The sequence below is a fragment of the Cupriavidus sp. FW306-1B-F12B genome, from assembly GCF_058781795.1.
The window spans coordinates 42,550-64,328 of record NZ_JBYSXC010000015.1; the positions used below are offsets into that span (position 1 = coordinate 42,550).

At 65.6% G+C, this 21,779-nt stretch carries 24 protein-coding genes; 22 read left to right on the plus strand and 2 right to left on the minus strand.

Going from position 1 to position 21,779, the window contains the following annotated elements; translation table 11 throughout:
• The first annotated feature begins 9 nt into the window (after positions 1-9).
• From AC3WLE_RS22995 to AC3WLE_RS23005, 3 genes are all read left to right on the plus strand, one after another.
• A complete protein-coding gene (locus AC3WLE_RS22995; RefSeq protein WP_013957379.1) occupies positions 10-669 on the plus strand; it encodes an HAD-IA family hydrolase in 660 nt (219 codons plus the stop codon).
• Positions 662-1,060 (plus strand): Rieske (2Fe-2S) protein, encoded by a 399-nt coding sequence (locus AC3WLE_RS23000; RefSeq protein WP_492319854.1) that lies wholly within the window; start codon positions 662-664, stop codon positions 1,058-1,060. The genes AC3WLE_RS22995 and AC3WLE_RS23000 overlap by 8 nt, the downstream gene beginning before the upstream one ends.
• 79 nt (positions 1,061-1,139) lie before the next feature.
• Complete coding sequence (locus AC3WLE_RS23005; protein WP_492356210.1) at positions 1,140-2,324, plus strand: S49 family peptidase; 1,185 nt, start codon at positions 1,140-1,142, stop codon at positions 2,322-2,324.
• Positions 2,325-2,380: 56 nt separating this feature from the next.
• Here the strand turns inward: AC3WLE_RS23005 and AC3WLE_RS23010 are convergent, their stop codons facing one another.
• Positions 2,381-3,112, minus strand: a complete 732-nt coding sequence (locus AC3WLE_RS23010; RefSeq protein ID WP_492319856.1) for an SAM-dependent methyltransferase — start codon at positions 3,110-3,112, stop codon at positions 2,381-2,383.
• A gap of 16 nt (positions 3,113-3,128) precedes the next feature.
• Complete coding sequence (locus AC3WLE_RS23015) at positions 3,129-3,728, minus strand: Maf-like protein (RefSeq protein WP_492319857.1); 600 nt, start codon at positions 3,726-3,728, stop codon at positions 3,129-3,131.
• 206 nt (positions 3,729-3,934) lie between these two features.
• On the opposite strand from AC3WLE_RS23015, the gene AC3WLE_RS23020 reads away from it, so the two are divergent.
• The 19 genes from AC3WLE_RS23020 (at position 3,935) to recO (ending at position 21,758) form a co-directional block, all read left to right on the plus strand.
• Positions 3,935-4,525 carry a DUF177 domain-containing protein gene (locus AC3WLE_RS23020; RefSeq protein ID WP_492319858.1) on the plus strand — a complete coding sequence of 197 codons (591 nt, stop codon included), beginning with the start codon at positions 3,935-3,937 and terminating at the stop codon, positions 4,523-4,525.
• Between the two features lie 119 nt (positions 4,526-4,644).
• Positions 4,645-4,824 (plus strand): 50S ribosomal protein L32, encoded by a 180-nt coding sequence (rpmF, locus tag AC3WLE_RS23025; protein ID WP_010814675.1) that lies wholly within the window; start codon positions 4,645-4,647, stop codon positions 4,822-4,824.
• 165 nt (positions 4,825-4,989) lie between these two features.
• A complete protein-coding gene (gene plsX, locus AC3WLE_RS23030) occupies positions 4,990-6,069 on the plus strand; it encodes a phosphate acyltransferase PlsX (protein WP_010814676.1) in 1,080 nt (359 codons plus the stop codon).
• A gap of 52 nt (positions 6,070-6,121) precedes the next feature.
• Positions 6,122-7,102 (plus strand): beta-ketoacyl-ACP synthase III, encoded by a 981-nt coding sequence (locus AC3WLE_RS23035; RefSeq protein ID WP_492356211.1) that lies wholly within the window; start codon positions 6,122-6,124, stop codon positions 7,100-7,102.
• Positions 7,103-7,185: 83 nt separating this feature from the next.
• Positions 7,186-8,115 carry an ACP S-malonyltransferase gene (gene fabD, locus AC3WLE_RS23040; RefSeq protein ID WP_011615725.1) on the plus strand — a complete coding sequence of 310 codons (930 nt, stop codon included), beginning with the start codon at positions 7,186-7,188 and terminating at the stop codon, positions 8,113-8,115.
• A 16-nt stretch (positions 8,116-8,131) separates the two neighbouring features.
• Complete coding sequence (fabG, locus tag AC3WLE_RS23045; RefSeq protein WP_018309408.1) at positions 8,132-8,881, plus strand: 3-oxoacyl-ACP reductase FabG; 750 nt, start codon at positions 8,132-8,134, stop codon at positions 8,879-8,881.
• A 170-nt stretch (positions 8,882-9,051) separates the two neighbouring features.
• Entirely contained in the window at positions 9,052-9,291 is a 240-nt protein-coding gene (gene acpP, locus AC3WLE_RS23050; protein WP_008644813.1) for an acyl carrier protein, read from the plus strand.
• Between the two features lie 190 nt (positions 9,292-9,481).
• Positions 9,482-10,714, plus strand: a complete 1,233-nt coding sequence (fabF, locus tag AC3WLE_RS23055) for a beta-ketoacyl-ACP synthase II (protein WP_454750348.1) — start codon at positions 9,482-9,484, stop codon at positions 10,712-10,714.
• A 637-nt stretch (positions 10,715-11,351) separates the two neighbouring features.
• A complete protein-coding gene (rpoE, locus tag AC3WLE_RS23060) occupies positions 11,352-11,951 on the plus strand; it encodes an RNA polymerase sigma factor RpoE (RefSeq protein ID WP_010814682.1) in 600 nt (199 codons plus the stop codon).
• 115 nt (positions 11,952-12,066) lie between these two features.
• Positions 12,067-12,693: a sigma-E factor negative regulatory protein gene (locus AC3WLE_RS23065; RefSeq protein ID WP_492319860.1), complete on the plus strand. Its 627-nt coding sequence runs from the start codon at positions 12,067-12,069 to the stop codon at positions 12,691-12,693.
• An 8-nt stretch (positions 12,694-12,701) separates the two neighbouring features.
• Positions 12,702-13,781, plus strand: a complete 1,080-nt coding sequence (locus tag AC3WLE_RS23070; protein ID WP_492319861.1) for a MucB/RseB C-terminal domain-containing protein — start codon at positions 12,702-12,704, stop codon at positions 13,779-13,781.
• Positions 13,782-13,914: 133 nt separating this feature from the next.
• Positions 13,915-15,399 carry a DegQ family serine endoprotease gene (locus AC3WLE_RS23075; RefSeq protein WP_492319862.1) on the plus strand — a complete coding sequence of 495 codons (1,485 nt, stop codon included), beginning with the start codon at positions 13,915-13,917 and terminating at the stop codon, positions 15,397-15,399.
• Positions 15,400-15,412: 13 nt separating this feature from the next.
• Entirely contained in the window at positions 15,413-15,697 is a 285-nt protein-coding gene (locus AC3WLE_RS23080; RefSeq protein ID WP_492319863.1) for a glutaredoxin family protein, read from the plus strand.
• A 209-nt stretch (positions 15,698-15,906) separates the two neighbouring features.
• The gene (gene lepA / locus AC3WLE_RS23085) at positions 15,907-17,700 is read left to right on the plus strand and encodes a translation elongation factor 4 (protein WP_010814687.1); all 1,794 of its coding nucleotides are present in this window, start codon (positions 15,907-15,909) and stop codon (positions 17,698-17,700) included.
• Between the two features lie 95 nt (positions 17,701-17,795).
• Positions 17,796-18,695, plus strand: a complete 900-nt coding sequence (gene lepB, locus AC3WLE_RS23090) for a signal peptidase I (RefSeq protein WP_011615721.1) — start codon at positions 17,796-17,798, stop codon at positions 18,693-18,695.
• A gap of 50 nt (positions 18,696-18,745) precedes the next feature.
• A complete protein-coding gene (locus AC3WLE_RS23095; protein WP_492319864.1) occupies positions 18,746-19,138 on the plus strand; it encodes a DUF4845 domain-containing protein in 393 nt (130 codons plus the stop codon).
• 1 nt (position 19,139) lies between these two features.
• Positions 19,140-19,910 carry a ribonuclease III gene (rnc, locus tag AC3WLE_RS23100; RefSeq protein WP_010814690.1) on the plus strand — a complete coding sequence of 257 codons (771 nt, stop codon included), beginning with the start codon at positions 19,140-19,142 and terminating at the stop codon, positions 19,908-19,910.
• Positions 19,907-20,845, plus strand: a complete 939-nt coding sequence (gene era, locus AC3WLE_RS23105) for a GTPase Era (protein WP_010814691.1) — start codon at positions 19,907-19,909, stop codon at positions 20,843-20,845. The genes rnc and era overlap by 4 nt, the downstream gene beginning before the upstream one ends.
• Positions 20,846-20,864: 19 nt before the next feature.
• Positions 20,865-21,758 (plus strand): DNA repair protein RecO, encoded by an 894-nt coding sequence (gene recO, locus AC3WLE_RS23110; protein ID WP_439670798.1) that lies wholly within the window; start codon positions 20,865-20,867, stop codon positions 21,756-21,758.
• The last annotated feature ends 21 nt before the right edge of the window (positions 21,759-21,779 follow it).

The window sequence follows — 21,779 nt, forward strand, 5'->3', positions numbered from 1 at the left end:
AGGACTTCCATGGCCAGGCAACAATTTGACCTGATCGTTTTCGACTGGGACGGGACGCTGATGGACTCGACCCCGACCATCGCCAAGTGCATCCAGCTTGCCAGCCGCGACCTGGGCCTGCCGGTGCCGGATGACCGCGCCGCCAGCCACGTGATCGGGCTGGGCCTGAAGGATGCGCTGTCTTACGCGGTGCCGACGCTGGACCCCGCCGACTACCCGCGCCTGGCCGAACGCTACCGCTACCACTTCCTCGCTCGCGATGCCGACCTTGTGCTGTTCGACGGCGTGCGCGAAATGCTGGAGACCCTGCGCGGCGAACACTATTTTCTTGGCGTGGCCACCGGCAAGACCCGCGTCGGCCTGCAGCGCGCGCTGGCCGCGAGCGGTCTGACCCGCCTGTTCGACGCCACGCGCTGTGCCGACGAGACCTTCTCCAAGCCGCACCCGGCCATGCTGCACGAACTGACCCGCGAACTGGGCCAGGACGTGGAGCGCACGGTGATGGTCGGCGACACCACCCATGACCTGCAGATGGCGGCCAATGCCGGCGCCAAGGGGATTGGCGTGTGCTATGGTGCACATCCCGCAGATTCGCTGCGCGCGATGGCGCCGGTGCATTGCGCGACTTCCATCCCCGACCTGACCGACTGGCTGCTGGCCCATGCCTGAGGCAGCGGCCGGCCAGGCGCCGGTGCGGCTGTGCGCCGCCGAGGACCTGGAGGAAGGCGGCCTGGGTGTGCGCTTCTCGGTGGCGCTGGACCAGCGCGAGATCGGCGCCTTCGTGGTGCGTTTCGACGGCGCCGCGCACGGCTACCTGAACCAGTGCGCCCATGTGCCGATGGAACTGGACTGGCAGGAAGGCCGGTTCTTCGATGCCTCGGGCCTATACTTGATGTGCGCCACACATGGCGCGGTTTATGTGCCGGACAGCGGCGAGTGCGTCGGCGGCCCCTGCCGCGGTGCATCGCTGGCCAAGCTGCGCATCGAGGAGCGCGACGGCCAGGTCTACTGGCTACCGGAAGCGCCATACCGGATCGCTGCGCGCATGGGCGGTGCCTGAATGACGGGCAGGGCCGGCAGTCAGGCCGGCCGTTGTATTTCCAGGCCTGGGTTTCCAGGCGTTTCCACGAGCGATTTGCATGACAGAACAACAGAAGCCGCCATCGGGTGAATCGGGTCAGCCGGACGAGCACAAGCCAGCCGGCGACGGTGCGCCGGGCGAAGGGTCGCCCCAGGCGGAGTCCGAGCGCCTGGTCACCGCACCGCGCGCCGATTACCCGCTGGAAGACGAATTGCGCGCCGGCGACGACGCGGCAAGGCGTGAAGCGCGCGAGCGCAAGGCACGCATGGCTGGAGCCACGGCGGGGCCCCCGGTTGGCGGCGGCGCCGGCTGGGAGCGCGATCTGCTCGAAAAAGTGCTGACCGCATCGCTGCGCGAGCAGCGCGCGGCACGGCGCTGGCGCATCTTCTTCCGCTTTGTCGGACTGGCTTTGCTGGCGCTGATCCTGGTCACGCTGTTCGACTTCAAGGGCGATGGCGCCATCAGCACCTCGGGCCGCCATACGGCCATGGTCACGCTGGAGGGCGAAATCGCCGCGGGCACGCCGGCCAGCGCGGAATCGATCAATGCCTCGTTGCAGGCGGCGTTCGCTGACGGCAATGCCGCCGGCGTGATCCTGAAGATCAATTCTCCGGGTGGCTCGCCGGTGCAGGCGGGCATCATCAACGACGAGATCCAGCGGCTGCGCACGCTTTATCCGTCCAAGCCGTTCTATGTGGTGGTGGAAGAGATCTGCGCCTCGGGCGGCTATTACGTGGCCGCGGCGGCCGACAAGATCTATGTCGACAAGGCCAGCATCGTGGGTTCGATCGGCGTGCTGATGGACGGTTTTGGCTTTACCGGGCTGATGGACAAGCTGGGCGTGGAGCGCCGGCTGTACACCTCGGGCGCCAACAAGGGCATGCTGGACCCGTTCTCGCCGCAGGTGCCCAAGCAGAAGGCCTTTGCCGAGGCCATGCTCAAGCAGATCCACCAGCAGTTCATCGACGTGGTCAAGGAAGGGCGCGGTGACCGGCTCAAGGATGATCCGGAGCTGTTCTCCGGCCTGTTCTGGTCGGGCGAGCGCGCCGTGGAGCTGGGCCTGGCCGACGGGCTGGGCAGTGCCGACTATGTCGCGCGCGATGTGCTCAAGGCCGAGGACATCGTCGACTACACCGTCAAGGAGAACATCGCAGAGCGCGTGGCCAAGCGCTTTGGCGCGGCGGTGGGCTCGGCGGCGATGAAGACCATGCTGTGGAGCAACCGCATGCAGGGCATGCACTGAGCCTGATGGCGCGGCGGCAATGGCAAAGGGGGCGTTCGCGCCCCCTTTGCCATTTCTTACATGGCCAGCAGCGAGAAGATCGCCGGGCGCTTGTGCAGGTCGATCCGCTCGGGACGCCAGTCCGACAGCGGCAGCGTGACGATGGTCTCGCCCGGCAGGGTCAGGTCCACGGCCACGGACAGCAGCGTGGTGCCGGCGCAGTGCTGGCGCATGGCTTCCAGCAGCGCCGCATTGCGGTAGGGCGTTTCGATGAACACCTGGGTCTGGCTGGACTTGCGCGAGCGCTGCTCCAGCTCACGCAGTCGCTGCGCGCGCTCGCCGGCATCGACCGGCAGATAGCCGTTGAAGGCAAAGCTCTGGCCGTTCAGGCCCGAGCCCATCACCGCCAGCAGGATCGAGCTGGGCCCGACCAGCGGCCGCACGCGGATGCGGCGCGCATGGGCCAGCCGCACCAGGTCGGCGCCGGGGTCGGCCACCGCCGGGACGCCGGCCTCGGACAGCAGGCCACCGTCGCGGCCGGCTTCGAGCGGGGCCAGCAGAGCGGCCAGGGCGTCGGCACGCGTGTTGACATTCAGCTCGCGGATCTCGATCTGCTGGATCGGGCGTGCCAGCGGCGTGGTCTCGCCCAGCTTCTTCAGGAAGGCGCGCGCGGTCTTGGCGTTCTCGGCGACGAGGTAATCGAGGTTGGCCGCGATCTGCTGCACGCCGGCCGGGATCACGTCGGCCAGCGGGTCGGCTTCATCGCGCTTGCCGAGGGTGTTGGGGATCAGGTAGAGAGTGCCGCTCATGGTGGGCTCGTGCGGGTCATGCGGAAAGAAGAGGGTAGCCGGCCTGGCGCAGCATGCCGGTCAGCGCGATCAGCGGCAGGCCGACCAGTGCGGTCGGGTCGTCCGACTCGACGCGTTCCAGCAGCGCGATGCCCAGGCCTTCGGACTTGGCGCTGCCGGCCACGTCGTAGGGGCGCTCCAGCTGCAGGTAGGTTTCGATTTCAGCATCGGTCAGGTCGCGCATGGTCACGCGGGTTTGCACGTCGGCCAGCTGCACGGTGCCGGTGCGTGCGTCCAGCAGGCACAGGGCCGAGTGGAAGGTTGCGGTGCGCCCGCGCATGCGGCGCAGCTGCGCCACGGCCTTCTCGTGCGTGCCGGGCTTGCCCATCTGTTCGCCGTCCAGGGTCAGCACCTGGTCCGAGCCGATCACCAGCACGCCCGGACGGCGCGCGGCAATGGCTTCGGCCTTGCGCTGCGACAGGCGCAGCGCGGTGGCTTCGGGCGCTTCGCCGGCAAGCGGGGTTTCGTCGATGTCGGGCGCGGCCACCTCGAACGGGATGCGCAGGCGCTCCAGCAGTTCGCGGCGGTAGGGCGAGCCGGAGCCAAGGATCAGGCTGGGGCGGGGGTCTGGGGACATAAGCAATGGAATCGGAACAGGAAGCGAAACAGTAAAAGGTGCGGCCCGCGCTGCAAGACCTTTGACCTCGGCACGGTTTACGTCGTACAATCGCGCGTTTAGCCGCATCCGCACCCGGGCGCAGTGCCGCCAATGTGCGCGGCCCGTAGTCCGACAGCCGTGGAATGTGGCGAACCAGTCATTGTATAGCGACCGGAGCCACGCACATGACCCAGCCGATTGACCTGCGCGCGCTTGATCTCTTCGCCTTGTGCCGGAAGGGTGAAAGCCTGGCCGGCGACGTGGCGGTGCGGGATTTGCCGCGCATCTTAGCCGAGACCGCCGCGCAAGCGCCAGCCTCGGCACCCGATGAGACGTTTGCCTATTCGGCCACTGGCTTCATGCGTGAAGAGGCGGCCGAGCCGGGCGCCGCGGTGGCGCGGCGGCTGTTTCTCGACGTGACCGTGCAGGGCCGGATATGGCTGGATTGCCAGCGCTGCCTGGCCCCATATGCCGAGCCGATCGATACGGCAACGCGTTTCGAGGTGGTGGAAAGCGAGGAAGCGGCCGACGCCGCGCCGATGGACGACGACGAAGTCGACGTGATCGCCGGCTCGAAGCATTTCTCGTTGCTGGACCTGATTGAAGATGAAGTGCTGCTGGCGTTGCCGGTGGCCCCCAAGCATGACGTCTGCCCGACGGTGCACGAAAGCCTCGTGACCGGTTCGGACGGCGAGGCGCAGCCAGAGGCTGAGCCTGAGGAAGAAAAGCGGCCTTCGCCCTTTGCGGCGCTGGCCGGCCTGAAGACCAAGCATTGATGCCGCCGGCAGGCGGTGCGCAAGGTCTTGCAGGTGAATCTGAAGCATCCGGCCGGGCCCCGGCTACGCCTTGGGCGGGTTGCGTGTGTTAATATTGAAAAATTCTCGAAGGAGTCATCATGGCTGTTCAACAGAACAAGAAGTCGCCGTCCAAGCGCGGCATGCACCGTTCGCACGATCACCTGTCGGCAGCGCCGCTGGCAGTTGAGCCGACCACCGGCGAAACCCACCTGCGCCACCACGTCAGCCCGAACGGCTACTACCGTGGCCGCAAGGTCATCAAGACCAAGAACGACTGATAGCTTCGTTCGGCGTGACGTTGCGTCTCGCTCGCGCATGCCTGTAGGTCGGACACTAAAAGGTCAGAGACAAAAAAGCGGCAAGATCGTTGCCGCTTTTTTGTTGGGCGCTCGGATTTCCCGCCGGGCGTGGCGTGCGCCGCCGCGCTATCCGTACCAGGAACAATGACGATCAAAATCGCTATCGACTGCATGGGCGGCGATCACGGAGTCTCCGTGACGGTGCCTGCGGCGATCAGTTTTCTTTCCCGCCACGACGACGCCGAGATGGTGCTGGTCGGCTTGCCCGACGCCATCCGGACGCAGCTGAAGAAGCTGCACGCGCTGGACCATCCGCGCGTGACCATCGTCGAGGCCACCGAGGTCATCACCATGGATGACCCGGTCGAGGTGGCGCTGCGCAAGAAGAGGGATTCCTCGATGCGCGTCGCCGTCACGCAGGTCAAGGAGGGCCTGGCCGGTGCCTGCATCTCCGCCGGCAATACCGGCGCGCTGATGGCGGTGTCGCGCTATGTGCTCAAGACGCTCGAAGGCATCGAGCGGCCGGCCATCGCCACCACCATCCCGAACGAGCAAGGGTGGGGCACCACCGTGCTGGACCTGGGTGCCAATGCCGACTGCGAGCCCGAGCACCTGCTGCAGTTCGCGCGCATGGCCGAAGCCATGGTGGCCGTGGTCGACCACAAGGAACACCCCACGGTGGGCCTGCTGAACATCGGCGAGGAAGTCATCAAGGGCAATGAGGTGGTCAAGCGTGCGGGTGAACTGCTGCGCGCCTCGGAGCTGAACTTCTACGGCAACGTGGAAGGCAACGACATCTTCAAGGGCACTACCGACATCGTGGTCTGCGACGGCTTCGTCGGCAACGTGGCGCTCAAGAGCACCGAGGGCCTGGCCAAGATGATCGGCAGTATGATCAAGGAAGAATTCACCCGCTCGTGGTTCACCAAGCTGCTGGCCGCGGTCGCCATGCCGGTGCTGTCGCGCCTGGCCAGGCGACTCGACCCGGCGCGCTACAACGGCGCCTCGCTGCTTGGGTTGCGCGGGCTGGTGATCAAGAGCCACGGCTCGGCCGATGCCCATTCTTTTGAGTGGGCCATCAAACGCGGGTATGATGCCGCCAAGAATGGCGTGATCGCCCGCATCACCCGGGCTTTTGCCGATAAATCCAGCGCCGCAGGCGCTGCACAGCCCGCCCCGGAGACAGAGGTGCCTGGCGCGCATCCCAGCCCCCACGTCGCCTGAGCGCCACGCGCGCCGGTCGAGGGTGCCTGCGGGCCATACGATCCGACAATACATGACCAAGTACGCAAAAATCATCGGTACCGGGAGCTACCTGCCTCCGCGGCGCGTGACCAACCATGACCTGGCCACGCAGCTTGCCGAAAAGGGCATCGAGACCAGCGACGACTGGATCGTCTCGCGCAGCGGCATTTCGGCACGCCACTGGGCCGAGCCGGATGTGACCAGCAGCGATCTCGCGGTCAAGGCTGCCGAGCAGGCCATCGAAGCCGCCGGCATCGACCGCCAGAGCATCGACCTGATCATCGTCGCCACCTCGACGCCGGACTTCGTGTTCCCCAGCACGGCCTGCATCGTGCAGGAAAAGCTGGGCATCACCAACCACTGCCCGGCGTTCGACCTGCAGGCGGTGTGCTCGGGCTTCGTGTACGCACTGGCCACTGCCGACAAGTTCATCCGCAGCGGCTCGCACCGCAACGTGCTGGTGATCGGCACCGAGGTGTTCTCGCGCATCCTGGACTTCAACGACCGCACCACCTGCGTGCTGTTCGGCGACGGTGCCGGCGCCGTGCTGCTGTCGGCGTCCGAGGAGCCGGGGATCCTGTCCACCGCGATGCACTCGGACGGCAGGCATGTCGATATCCTGTGCGTGCCGGGCAACGTCGCCGGCGGCAACATCACCGGCAACCCGTTCCTGCACATGGACGGCCAGGCTGTGTTCAAGCTGGCCGTGAACGTGCTGGACAAGGTCGCGCGCGAAGCCATGGAGGCTGCGTGCGTGACGCCGGACCAGATCGACTGGCTGATCCCGCACCAGGCCAATATCCGCATCATGCAGGGCACGGCAAAGAAGCTGGGCCTGCCGGCGGAGCGCATGGTCGCCACCGTGCATGAGCACGGCAACACCTCGGCCGCGTCGATCCCGCTGGCGCTGGACGTCGCGGTGCGCGACGGCCGCATCCGCGCGGGTCAGACCGTGCTGATGGAAGGCGTGGGCGGCGGCTTCACCTGGGGCGCGGTGCTGCTGCGCATGTGATTCGCGGCCGGCGCCATGGCATGCCGCGCATGCAGGACATGCCGCGGCGCCGGCCACCCGTTTCTTGTTAGGGTTCCAATCCGATGAAATTCGCTTTCGTATTTCCCGGCCAGGGTTCGCAGTCGGTCGGCATGCTCAATGCCTTCGCCGATAACGCCGTGGTGCGCGCCACCGTGGAAGAGGCCTCGGCCGCGCTCGGCCAGGATCTCGGCCGCCTGATCGCCGAAGGCCCCGCCGAAGAGCTGAACCTGACCACCAACACGCAGCCGGTGATGCTGACCGCCGCAGTGGCGGTCTACCGTGCCTGGCTGGATGCCGGTGGTCCGGCACCGGCGCTGGTTGCCGGCCACAGCCTGGGCGAGTACTCGGCGCTGGTGGCCGCGGGCGTGATCCCGTTTGCCGACGCGGTACCGCTGGTGCGCTTCCGCGCGCAAGCCATGCAAGAAGCCGTGCCGGTGGGCGAGGGCGCCATGGCCGCGATCCTGGGCCTGTCCGATGACGACGTGCGCGCCGCTTGCGCCGAGGCATCGGCCGCCGGCGTGGTCGAGGCCGTGAACTTCAACGCGCCGTCGCAGGTGGTGATTGCCGGCCACAAGGCCGCGGTCGAGAAGGCCTGCGAAATCGCCAAGGGCAAGGGCGCCAAGCGCGCGCTGCCGCTGCCGGTGTCGGCGCCGTTCCACTCGTCGCTGCTCAAGCCCGCCTCGGACCGCCTGCGCGAGCGCATGGCCGGCCTGGCTTTCTCGGCGCCGTCGATCCCGCTGGTGAACAACGTCGACGTCGCCATCGTCAATGATCCGGACGCGATCAAGGACGCCTTGGTGCGCCAGGCCGCCGCGCCGGTGCGCTGGGTCGAGTGCGTGCAGAAGATGGCCGCCGAAGGCGTCACGCACGTGATCGAATGCGGCCCCGGCAAGGTGCTGGCCGGCATGACCAAGCGCATCGACGGCAACCTGACCGGCGGTGCGATCTTCGATCCGGCCTCGCTGCAAGACACGCTGGCACTGCTGAAGTAAGCAAGAGGACATCCGCATGACCAAACTTCTCGACAACCAGGTTGCGCTGGTCACCGGCGCCTCGCGCGGCATCGGCCGCGCCATCGCGCTGGAACTGGCCCGCCAGGGCGCCACCGTGATCGGCACCGCCACCAGCGAAGCCGGCGCGGCCGGCATCACCGATTACCTCGGCGCCGACGGCCTGAAGGGCAAGGGCGCCGTGCTCAACGTCAATGACGCGGCCGCTTGCGACGCGCTCATCGACGAGATCGTCAAGACCCACGGCGGCATCGGCGTGCTGGTCAACAATGCCGGCATCACGCAGGACCAGCTGGCGATGCGCATGAAGGACGAGGACTGGCTGGCCGTGATCCAGACCAACCTGACTTCGGTGTTCCGTCTGTCGCGCGCGGTGCTGCGCCCGATGATGAAGGCCCGCCAGGGCCGCATCATCAATATCACTTCGGTGGTGGGCTCGGTCGGCAACCCCGGCCAGATGAACTACTCTGCTGCCAAGGCGGGCGTGGCGGGCATGACCCGCTCGCTGGCCGCGGAAATCGGCAGCCGCAACGTGACCGTGAACTGTGTCGCGCCGGGCTTTATCGACACCGACATGACCAAGGCGCTGTCCGAAGAGCAGCATGCTTCGCTCAAGACGCAGATTCCGCTGGGTCGCCTTGGCCAGCCGGAGGATATCGCCAACGCGGTGGCCTTCCTGGCTGGCCCGCAAGCCGCTTACATTACCGGCACTACGCTGCATGTGAACGGCGGGATGTACATGAATTAATGGGTTTTTGGCTGGCTGGTTTCGGGGAAGAAGCCCGAAGAAGCCGCCTGAAGTAGTAGTTTTCCGAACCAAACGGGCGCGATTCTTGCAAAGCTTGGCAGGCGGCATTTCTGTCGCCTCAAACCTGCTAAAATGCGCCCACTTTTTGTCGAACTTCCCTGGAGGGTTACATGGACAATATCGAACAACGCGTCAAGAAAATCGTGGCAGAACAGCTTGGCGTGGCCGAGGCAGACATCAAGAACGAATCGTCGTTCGTGAACGACCTCGGTGCGGACTCGCTGGACACGGTTGAACTCGTGATGGCGTTGGAAGATGAATTCGGCATGGAAATTCCTGATGAGGAAGCCGAAAAGATCACGACCGTGCAACAGGCTATCGACTACGCCACCGCGCACGTCAAGGCCTAAGCCCGTCGTCTCTGCATTCCGAGCCACAGAAGGCAGGTGGGCGGGCCGTTGCGGCCGCGCCTTGCTGTTTTCTGTGGCTTTCGTCTGTTTGAAGAAGCAGAATGGAATGTGCTTCGCCGCGCGGCCCGCAAGGCCGGCGGCGGGCTGATCTCCGTTCCGTTCCCGTTTCACGCACCCGTAGGAAAACATAGTGAGCCGTCGTCGCGTCGTCGTCACTGGGCTTGGCCTTGTGTCTCCGGTCGGAAACACGGTTGCCGAAGGCTGGGCCAACCTGGTTGCCGGCAAGTCCGGCATCGCCACCATCACCAAATTCGATCACTCCGCGCTTTCCGTGCACTTTGCCGGTGAAGTGAAGGGTTTCAATGCCGAGGACTACATCCCGGCCAAGGAAGCCCGCGCGATGGATACCTTCATCCATTTCGGCATTGCAGCCGGCACGCAGGCGCTGAAGGACAGCGGCCTGGAAGTGACCGAGGCCAATGCCGAGCGCATCGGCGTGCTGGTCGGCTCGGGCATCGGCGGCCTGCCGTTGATCGAAGAGACCCACGCCGTGCTGACCGAGCGCGGTCCGCGCCGGATTTCGCCGTTCTTCGTGCCGGGCTCGATCATCAACATGATCGCGGGCCACCTGTCGATCATCCACGGTATCAAGGGCCCGAACCTGGCTGCCGTGACGGCTTGCACGACCGGCCTGCACAGCATTGGCCTGGCCGCCCGCCTGATCCAGGCCGGCGATGCCGACGCCATGCTGGCGGGCGGTGCCGAGTCGACCGTGTCGCCGCTGGGCATCGGCGGTTTCGCCGCTGCGCGTGCGCTGTCGACGCGCAATGACGATCCGGCTGCCGCTTCGCGTCCGTGGGACAAGGACCGCGACGGCTTCGTGCTGGGTGAAGGCGCCGGGGTGATGATGCTGGAGGAGTACGAGTCGGCCAAGGCGCGCGGCGCGCGCATCTACGCCGAGCTGATCGGCTTTGGCATGAGCGGCGACGCCTACCACATGACCGCGCCGAACATGGACGGCCCGCGCCGTTGCATGGTCAACGCGCTCAAGGACGCTGGCATCAATACGGACCAGGTGCACTACCTGAACGCCCACGGCACGTCCACGCCGCTGGGCGACAAGAACGAATCCGATGCGATCAAGGCCGCATTCGGCGAGCAGGCCTACAAGATGGTGGTGAACTCGACCAAGTCGATGACCGGCCATCTGCTGGGCGGCGCCGGCGGCCTGGAATCGGTTTTCACCGTGCTGGCGCTGCACAACCAGGTGTCGCCGCCGACGATCAACCTCGACAACCAGGATCCCGAGTGCGACCTGGACTACGTGGCCAACACGGCGCGCGAGATGAAGATCGAGGTCGCGGTGAAGAACAACTTCGGTTTCGGCGGCACCAACGGCACGCTTGTTTTCCGCCGCGCCTGATCCGTGGTTGAGGCGGGCCCTTCGCGGGCTGCGCCAGGGCAGGGTCCACCCGTTGCGGTGGGCCCTGTTCGTGTTTTGTGCCGGCGAAATGCTGGCGCTCGCGCTGCTGGCGCGGACGCTGGCCGCTGTAATAGCCGGCAGTCAGGCTGGTTTCCATTGGGGGCATGCCGCCATGGCGCTGGCACTCGTGCTTGCCGCAGCGGCAACGGTGCGTGCCTGGCCGGCGTGGTGGTGTAGCCTGCGCTGGCGCTGCACGGCAGTGCTGCACGCGCCCGACGGCAACGGGCCATTGCGGATCCGCCTGCAAGGGCCGGGCCGTGCCCGACACGAGACTGTGGTCAGGCAATGCTGGCAGGCCGGCGGCGTCGCTGTCGTGCGCCTGGCCCCCGGAGCGCCCGGGATGCCGGGCGCCATCTTTCTCCCCTGGCAGGCGGGTTCGCCCGCGATGGCGCGGTGGTTGCAACGCGCCACCAGAGTTGCACTGCGGGTGCAGCCTGAGATGCCGGCAGGGGAACGATTTTGTTAGCTTACGGTCACAGGATGCGCGTTGCTTCACCGGGCGGGCTTAGAATCGTAGGTAAAATACAACGTTTGTCGTGACGACCAAACCAAGAGATACACTGCAGGTGAGCCATACGTGAGCGAACGCGAAGCCGATCAGCTCCTAGTTGAACGCGTCCAGCAGGGCGACAAGCGGGCCTTTGAACTTCTGGTGACCAAATACCATCGGAAGATCATTCGCCTGATTTCGCGCCTGGTCAGGGACCCCGCTGAGGTGGAGGATGTGGCGCAGGATGCCTTTATCAAGGCATACCGCGCCTTGCCCCAGTTCCGCGGGGAGTCGGCCTTCTATACGTGGCTGTACCGGATCGCCGTCAACACGGCCAAGAACTACCTGGCCACCCAGGGCCGCCGCCCGGAAGCGTCCAGCGATATCGATGCAGAAGAGGCTGAAACTTTTGCGGACGGTGAGCAACTAAGGGATATCAATACGCCGGAATCGATGCTTCACACGCGCCAGGTCGCCGAGACGGTGAACCGCGCCATGGAGGCCCTTCCGGAAGAATTGCGGACCGCCATCACGCTGCGCGAGATCGAGGGCCTCAGCTATGAGGAGATCGCCGAAGCGATGGGATGTCCGATCGGCACGGTGCGTTCGCGGATCTTTCGGGCGCGCGAGGCGATTGCCGAGAAATTGCGTCCGCTGCTGGGAACGGCAGAGGGCAAGCGGTGGTAGTAGTCGGGTAGTCGAAAAGAATGTCGTGCGGCCAGCGTTGCAGCGTATTCCTGCATCGATAAGCGACAGAAGTGACGGGATTATCGGTGTTCAATGGAATGTCTTGGGGTGGGAAATGGGTCAGGCTCATAAGCAGTCGGTTCATGTAGTGGAAGCAGCGGAGCAGATCTCCGTATTGATGGATGGCGAACTGGCGCCGCACGAAGTCGATGCCGTGCTGGGCCTCGCGAAAAGCGATGCCGGCATGTCCGACTGGACCACTTACCAGTTGATCGGCGACACGCTGCGCTCGGAAGACCTGACGCACGCGGGTTCCACCTCTGCTTTCCTCTCTCGTTTCTCCGCGCGCCTAGAAGCCGAGCCGCATGTACTGGTACCGGCATTGGCGCAGGCCAGTGCCCGCCACCGCCTGCTGGTCAGGCCGTCGTGGGTGCGCCGCGTGATGCCGGGCACCGCGATCGCTGCCGCCGTGGCAGCGGTCAGCTGGGTGGTCGTGCCGCAGATGCGGGGCCCCGCCACGCTGGCCACGCCCGATGCCGTGGTGGCACGCGCCGACCAGCCGGCCAGCCCGGCCTCTGGCATCGTCACCGTGGCGGCGGAAAATCCCCAGATGATCCGCGACCCGCGCCTGGACGAATACCTGCGTGCCCATCGCACGTCGGTGGCAACGGATGCGTTCGTGCCCACCATGCGCACGGTTGCCAACGGTGCAAACTTCACTCAGGAAAATACGCAGGAATAATGCCGGACATGCATAAAGGAGGGTCGCCCGCCTATGTAGCGGGCGCGCAGAAAATCAGGGCCCTGCGTAGGTCCTTTTTTCTGGCCTTGTGTCTGAGCGCTGCCGCGGCCACCGCACAGCCTTCGGACAGTACGCTGAACCGACGCGACGCCACCGCCTGGCTCAACAAGATCCACAAAGCCGCACAGCGCGAGAACTATGTCGGCACGCTGATCTACCAGCGCGGCAGCGTCATGCACGCCTCGCGTATCCAGCACTACAGCGATCTCGTCCACAACGAGTACGAACGCCTGGAAACGCTCGACGGCAAGCCGCGCGAGGTGCTGCGTCAGAATGACGTAGTGCACAGCCTGATCCCCGAAGCCAAGCTGGTGGTGGTGGAGAAGCAGGAAGCCAAGGATCGCTTCCCGGCGCTGCTCGCCACCAACAAGAACGACGTGCTGGACCTGTACGACATGCGCAAGATGCCCGCCGAGCGGGTGGCAGGCATGGAATGCGAGGTCTTTGCGCTGGAGCCGCACGATGCCGCGCGCTATGCGGTGCGCCTGTGGGCGGAGAAGAACTCCGGCCTGCTGATGCGCGCGCAGACCATCGGCGACGGCGGCAAGGTGCTGGAGCAGGTCGCGTTCTCGCAGGTGCAGATCGGGGTGCCGTCCGAAAAGCAGCGTATCCTCGGTGCGATCAAGAATTCCAGCAGCTGGAATCGCTATGAGGTGACCTACCAGCCGACCAATATCGCCGACGAGGGCTGGTCGATTGCGGTGCCGCTCAAGGGCTTCCAGAAGATCCGCGAAGTGCGCCGTCCGCTCGGCGAGTTGCGCGCGCCCGCGCCGGGCAACGCGCGCGGCCAGGTCTTCGAAGTGCTGCAGGTCGTTTACAGCGACGGGCTGACCGGCCTGTCGGTCTTCATTGAACCGGTTTCCGAGCAACGCGTGCGCCGCGAGGGCGTGGCCGCGCTCGGCGCGACCCAGGTCGTGGTGCGCCGGATTGCCGATTTCTGGATTACCGTGGTGGGCGAGGTGCCGGCGAGCACCGTGCGGCAGTTTGCGACGGCCGTGGAGTACCGCCCGCCCAAGGCGGTACACTGAGCTTGACGCAGGTGCAGCCGACGCCGCCGGACTCTGTCCCGGCGCCGGCTCCATGAAACCTGCGCAGGGGTCCCCGCCACGGGATCACATCCAGACGGTTTTTCTTCTATTCGCTGAATCCCGGGAGTTGTCGATGATGTTCAGATCTCCAGCCCTGGCGCGGGCCGTGGTCATGGCTGCCATGATGCTGCTCGGCCCGACTGTTGCCGAAGTCAGCCATGCCCAGGCTGCCGCCTCCAACTACAACCTGCCCGATTTCACCGACCTGGTGGAAAAGGCCAGTCCGGCCGTGGTCAATATCCGCACCACGGAACTCGTGCGCCAGCGCGGTGCGCCCGGCGGCGATGACGAGATGGCGGAATTCTTCCGGCGCTTCTTCGGCGTGCCGATGCCCGGTGCCCCGGCGCCCGGCGCCCCCCGCCGCGGCCAGCCGCCGCAGCAGGAAGAGCAGAGCCGCGGCGTGGGTTCGGGCTTCATCATCAGCCAGGACGGCTACGTGATGACCAACGCGCACGTGGTGGCCGACGCCGAAACCATCTATGTGACGCTGCCCGACAAGCGCGAATTCAAGGCCAAGCTGATCGGCTCGGACAAGCGCACCGACGTGGCGCTGCTCAAGGTCGAGGCCAGCGGCCTGCCGCGCCTGCCGCTGGGCGATTCCAACAAGGTCCGAGCCGGCGAATGGGTGCTGGCGATCGGCTCGCCGTTCGGGCTGGACAACAGCGTGACCGCCGGCATCGTCTCGGCCAAGGGCCGCGACACGGGCGACTACCTGCCGTTCATCCAGACCGACGTGGCGGTCAATCCCGGTAATTCCGGCGGCCCGCTGATCAACCTGCGCGGCGAGGTGATCGGCATCAACTCGCAGATCTACAGCCGCAGCGGCGGCTACATGGGTATCTCGTTCGCGATCCCGATCGACGAGGCGATGCGCGTGTCCGAGCAGCTCAAAAGCTCCGGGCGCGTGACGCGCGGGCGCATCGCCGTGGCGATCGGCGACGTCACCAAGGAGGTGGCCGATTCGCTGGGCCTGGGCCGTGCGCGCGGCGCGCTGGTCGGCAGCGTCGAGCCGGGCGGTCCTGCCGAGAAGGCGGGCATCGAAGCCGGCGACATCATCCTCAAGTTCAACGGCCGCGATATCGAGCGGGCCTCGGACCTGCCGCGCATGGTGGGCGAGACCAAGCCGGGCACGCGCGTGCCGCTGCAGCTGTGGCGCAAGGGCGCGGTCCGCGAGGTCACGATCACCGTCACCGAGCTGGAGCCGGACGGCAAGGCACGCGCTCGCAGCGGCGCAACGCCCAAGGACGACAGCGCGGCACAGGCCGGCAAGCCCAACGCGCTTGGCCTGGTGGTCAACGACCTGCCCGAGGCGCGCCTGAAGGAGCTCAAGCTCAAGTCGGGCGTCGAGGTGGAAGTGGCCGACGGCCCGGCGCTGCGTGCCGGCATCCGTCCGGGCGACATCATCCTGCGCCTGGGCGATACGGACGTGACCAACGCCCGCCAGTTCAACGAGCTGGTGCGCAGCCTGGACAAGAACCGGATTGCCGCGGTGTTCGTGCGGCGCGGCGATGCCACCCAGGTGCTGACGCTGCGTCCGGGCGCCACGTCCAGCCGCTAAAGCAATGACCGGTATGCCTGCGCTGACGTTGTACGGCCGGGCATACTGTCACCTTTGCGAAGACATGAAGGTCGCGCTGGAGCCGCTCCGGCGCGATTTTTCTTTCACCCTGCACGAGGTGGATGTCGATGCCGATGCGGGGCTGAAAGACCGTTTTGGCGAACTGGTGCCGGTGCTGATGCCGGGCACCCCAGCAGACTTGCAGGGCGGCGCCGTGGAGCTTTGCCACTATTTCCTCGACGAAGCTGCCGTAAGGGTGTGGCTTGCCGCACATGGCGGCGCGCACACAACCCGCTGATCCCCGTCGGTAACCGCCGCCAACCGCGCCACGCCGCCATTTGACGACCCGGAAGTCATTGAAAATCCGGTAAAATTGCGGATTGGCGCAAAAATTGCACCCCCCCGAACCTGCGGTACGCCCGCGCCCGCCTTGCGGCGCGCGGCGCCGGGCCGCTCAACCGCTTGTTGCCGCGCGGGCTCTCACGCCGGCGCCCCCCTGAACACTAGATGGACCATATCCGTAATTTCTCGATCATTGCCCATATCGACCATGGGAAGTCCACCCTGGCCGACCGGATCATTCAGCTTTGTGGAGGGCTGTCGGATCGGGAGATGGAAGCGCAGGTCCTCGATTCGATGGATATCGAAAAGGAGCGCGGCATCACCATCAAGGCGCAGACCGCTGCGCTCAGCTACAAGGCGCGCGACGGCAAGGTCTACAACCTGAACCTGATCGACACCCCGGGACACGTCGACTTCAGCTATGAAGTGAGCCGCTCGCTGTCCGCCTGCGAAGGCGCGCTGCTGGTGGTCGACGCCTCGCAGGGCGTTGAGGCGCAGACCGTGGCCAACTGCTACACCGCGATCGAGCTGGGCGTGGAAGTGGTGCCGGTGCTGAACAAGATCGACCTGCCGCAGGCCGATCCCGATAACGCGATCCAGGAGATCGAGGACGTGATCGGCATCGACGCGCAGGACGCCACGCCGTGCTCGGCCAAGACCGGGCAGGGCGTGCAGGACGTGATCGAGGCGCTGATCGCCAAGGTGCCGCCGCCCGAGGGCGACGCCGACGCGCCGCTGCAGGCGCTGATCATCGATTCGTGGTTCGACAACTACGTTGGCGTGGTGATGCTGGTGCGCGTGGTCAACGGCACCCTGCGTCCCAAGGACAAGGTGCTGCTGATGGCCAACGGCTCACAGCACCTGGTCGAGCAGGTGGGCGTGTTTACGCCGAAGTCGATCCCCCGCGATGCGCTGACGGCGGGCCAGGTGGGCTTTGTCATCGCCGGCATCAAGGAACTGAAGGCGGCCAAGGTGGGCGATACCATCACCACCATGCAGCGCAAGGCCGAAGCGCCGCTGCCGGGCTTCAAGGAAGTCAAGCCGCAGGTGTTCGCCGGCCTGTACCCGGTTGAGGCAAACCAGTACGAGGCGCTGCGCGAGTCATTGGAAAAGCTGCGGCTCAACGATGCCTCGCTGATGTTCGAGCCGGAAGTGTCGCAGGCGCTGGGCTTCGGCTTCCGCTGCGGCTTCCTCGGCCTGCTGCACATGGAGATCGTGCAGGAGCGCCTGGAGCGCGAGTTCGACATGGACCTGATCACCACCGCGCCGACGGTGGTGTACCAGGTCGAGATGCGCGACGGCACCGTGATCACCGTGGAAAATCCGGCGAAGATGCCGGACCCGAGCAAGATCGAGGCGATCCTGGAACCGATCGTCACCGTGAACCTGTATATGCCGCAGGAATATGTCGGCTCGGTGATTACGCTGTGCACGCAGAAGCGTGGCTCGCAAATCAACATGAGCTACCACGGCAAGCAGGTGCAGCTGACCTACGAAATCCCGATGGCGGAAATCGTGATGGACTTCTTCGACCGCCTGAAGTCGGTGTCGCGCGGCTATGCGTCGATGGACTATGAGTTCAAGGAATATCGCCCGTCGGACGTGGTCAAGGTCGACATCCTGATCAACAGCGACAAGGTCGATGCGCTGTCGGTGATCGTGCACCGATCGAACTCGCAATACCGCGGCCGCGAGGTCGCGGCCAAGATGCGCGAGATCATTCCGCGCCAGATGTACGACGTGGCGATCCAGGCCGCCATCGGCGCGAATATCATTGCGCGCGAAAACGTCAAGGCGCTGCGCAAGAACGTGCTGGCCAAGTGCTACGGCGGCGACATCACGCGCAAGAAGAAGCTGCTGGAAAAGCAGAAGGCGGGCAAGAAGCGGATGAAGCAGGTCGGTACGGTCGAGATCCCGCAGGAGGCTTTCCTGGCCATCCTGCAGGTGGATGACAAGTAAGAAGGCGCCGCGAGCAGGGCAGTGCCACGCGCGGCGGCTTGCCGCCGTGGTGAAAGAACAGGCTGTACCAGGATTTCAAAAAACCAGAAGCCGTCATGAATTTTGCACTGATCCTTTTTGTGCTGGTGGTGATTACGGGCGTCGCGTGGGTTGCGGACAAGCTCGTGTTCGAGCGGCAGCGCCGCTCTTCGGCGCGGCTGGCGCTGGCCGAGTTCGATTCGCGCCAGGCCGACCTGCAGGGCCGCTTCGGCGCGGCGGAAGCTGACGCCACGCGCAAGCGCCTGGCCGAGGAAAAGCTGCGCCAGCCGTGGTGGCTGGAATATTCGGCCAGTTTCTTCCCGGTGATCCTGGCGGTGTTCGTGCTGCGCTCGTTCGTGGTCGAGCCGTTCAAGATCCCGTCCGGCTCGATGATCCCGACGCTGCTGATCGGCGACTTCATCCTGGTCAACAAGTACGAGTACGGCATCCGCCTGCCGGTGGTGAACAAGAAGGTCATGGACATGGGCGAGCCGCAGCGCGGCGACGTCATGGTGTTCCGCTACCCGAAGGACCCGTCGCTCGACTACATCAAGCGCGTGATCGGCGTGCCGGGCGACGTGGTGCAGTATGCCAACAAGCGCCTGACCATCAACGGCAAGCCGGCCGAGTACGCCGCGCTGCCGGATTTCCTGGACGAGGAGCGCCTGGCATATTCCAGGCATTTCCGCGAAAAGCTGCCAGGCAGCGTCGATCATGGCATCCTGAACGACGCCGACCGCCCGGCGTTTATCGCGGGGGCGGACCCGGATTTCCCGTACCGGGAAAACTGCACTTACAATCAGCAGGGCGTGACCTGCAAGGTACCTGCAGGTCACTATTTCGTCATGGGTGACAACCGGGACAATAGCCTGGATTCCCGTTTCTGGGGGTTCGTGCCGGATGAGAATATCGTCGGCAAGGCCTTTGTAATCTGGATGAACCTGGGCAATTTCGGACGCGTGGGAACGTTCAAATAAGAATCCCCGCGGCGCAAGAACACTCAACGCTAAACGAGGACGAGCGCATCATGGGTCAACTTGGGAAGGTGGGGGGCAGGAATCCGGTACGACGCCGGGCAGGCATAGGCGGGTTTTCCGTCTGGACGCTGCTGGTGATCGTGGTGTTCGTGATCGGGGTGGCCTTGCCGGCCCTGCGCGCGATCCCGAGCCTGGTGGAGTATTTTTCGGTCAAGCGCGCCGCCAGCTATGCCAAGCAGCGCGCCGCCAACAAGCGCGAAGTGGTCGATTTTTTTGAAAAGCAGGCAGCCATCGACCGGATTACCGCAATCAAGGCCGAGGACCTCCTGATCCGGGAAGACGAGAACGGCACCATCCAGTCGGTCGATTTCTCGTACCGGACCGAGGTACCCGTCTACGGACCCCTGAGCCTACTGATTACCTATTCAGGAACGCAGCACTGATATGAACCTCGACGCCTTGCAGCAACGACTCGGCTACCGATTCAGCAAGCCCGAATTGCTGCAACAGGCGCTGACGCACCGCAGCCACAGCGCCCAGCACAACGAACGCCTTGAATTCCTGGGCGATTCGGTGCTCAACTGCGCCGTGGCCGACATGCTCTATGGCATGTTCGGCAAGCTCGACGAGGGCGACCTGTCGCGCGTGCGGGCCAACCTGGTCAAGCAGCAGGCCCTGTACGAGATCGCCCAGATGCTGCAGCTGTCCGACACGCTGCGCCTGGGCGAGGGCGAACTCAAGAGCGGCGGCTTCCGCCGTCCGTCCATCCTCGCCGATGCGCTCGAAGCCATCGTCGGCGCGGTGTTTCTCGACGCCGGCTTCGACGCCGCGCGCGCGCTGATCCGCAAGCTCTATATCCCGATCCTGGAGCAGGTCGATCCGCGCACGCTGGGCAAGGACGCCAAGACCCTGCTGCAGGAATACCTGCAGGGCCACAAGATCGCCCTGCCGCAATATAACGTAATCGCCACACACGGGGCCGCGCACAGCCAGCAGTTTGAAGTCGAGTGCACGGTGCCTAAACTGGAAGTCCGGGTGTTCGGCACCGGCGCCTCGCGGCGCGCCGCCGAGCAGGCCGCCGCCAAGCTGGCACTGGATGAAGTCCAGAAGCTGGTGCCGCAGCTGCTCAAGCGCAGCCGCGCCGAGCGCACCGGCAAGACCCGCAAGCAACCCGTGCCGCAAGACCCACAGCTGTCTCTCAGGTTGAAGGAATGACCGAATCTACCCATCCGCAGCAAGACGCGGCGGATACCCCGGCCGCGGCGTTCCGCTGCGGCACCGTGGCCATCGTCGGCCGCCCCAACGTGGGCAAGTCCACGCTGATGAACGCGCTGGTCGGCCAGAAGATCAGCATCACCTCGCGCAAGGCGCAGACCACGCGCCACCGCATCGTCGGCATCCAGACCACGGATGACGCGCAGTATGTGTTCGTCGACACGCCGGGCTTCCAGACCCGCCACGCCAGCGCGCTGAACCGTTCGCTGAACCGCGCGGTCACGTCCACGCTGTCGTCGGTGGACCTGGTCCTGTTCGTGGTCGAGGCCGGCTACTACGGCGCCGACGACGAGAAGGTGCTGTCGCTGCTGCCGAAGAACACGCCGGTGCTGCTGGTCGCCAACAAGCTGGACCGCGTCAACGGCGAGAACCGCCTGGAAGTGATGATGCCCTTCCTGGAAAAGATGGGGCAGCAGTTCCCGTTCCGCGAAGTGGTGCCGATGACGGCCAAGACCCACGACCATATCGCGCGCCTGTTCGAGATCATCCGGCCCTACCTGCCGGAAGGCGAGCCGATGTACGACGCCGACGCCATGACCGACCGCAGCGAGCGCTTCCTGGCCTCGGAGATCATCCGCGAGAAGGTGTTCCGCTGGACCGGCGACGAGCTGCCGTACACCAGCACCGTGATCATCGACAAGTTTGAGACCGAAGGCCGCCTGCGCCGCGTCTTTGCCACCATCCTGGTCGAGCGCGACGCGCACAAGGCCATGATCATCGGCAACAAGGGCGCCAAGCTCAAGCAGATCTCCACCGAGGCGCGCCTGGACATGGAAAAGCTGTTCGACGGCAAGGTCTACCTGGAAATGTGGATCAAGGTGAAGAGCGGCTGGGCCGACAACGAAGCAGGGCTGCGCGCGTACGGCTACGAGTGAGCACAACAGCGAGCGACCAGTGAGCAAGACGGCTGACATCGCGCGCGCGCCGGCGCCGGCGCCACGGTCCCGCCGCGCCGACCCCGTGGTCGACGAGGCCGCCGAACTGCTCGACAGCAAGGCGCTGCCCGGCATGGCCGACGCTGCCGCGCGCGCGATGATGGATCGCGCCATGCGCATCGTGCCGGCCCGGCCCGAGTCGCGCGTGGCCGAGCAGCCCGGCTTTGTGCTGCATGCCTGGCCGTATCGCGAGACCAGCCTGATCCTGGACCTGTTCACGCGCGACTACGGCCGCATCTCGATGGTGGCCAAGGGCGCCAAGCGCCCGCACTCCGCACTGCGCGCGGTATTGCAGCATTTCCACCCGGTCTCGGTGTCATGGAGCGGCCGCGGCGAGGTCAAGACCCTGACCAAGGCCGAGTGGGTCGGCGGCATGCCGCCGCTGGCCGGCGACGCGCTGCTGTCGGCGTTCTACCTGAACGAGCTGCTGATGCGCTTCTGCCCGCGCGAGGATGCGCATCCGGCCTTGTTCCGCCATTACCTGACGACGCTGACGCGGCTGGCGCACGGCGAGCAAGCCGGGCTGGTGCTGCGCAGCTTTGAACGCGTGCTGCTGCAGGAAACCGGCTTCGCGGTTGCGTTTGACCAGTGCCTGAGCACCGGCGAGCGGGTCCAGCCGGGCCTGGACTATGTCTACCAGCCAGAGCGCGGCGTGCGCCGCGCGCAGCCGAGCGACCCGTCGTCGTGGCCGGTGGTGACCGGCCAGACCCTGCTGGACATGGCGCAGGACGATTACAGCCGCGCGCAGACCGCCGCGCAAAGCCGCGCGCTGATGCGGTTCCTGCTGCATTATTATCTGCAAGGCGCGCCGCTGAAGACGCGCCAGATTCTGATCGACCTGCAGTATCTCTGACCGACTCAAGAACCATCCGAC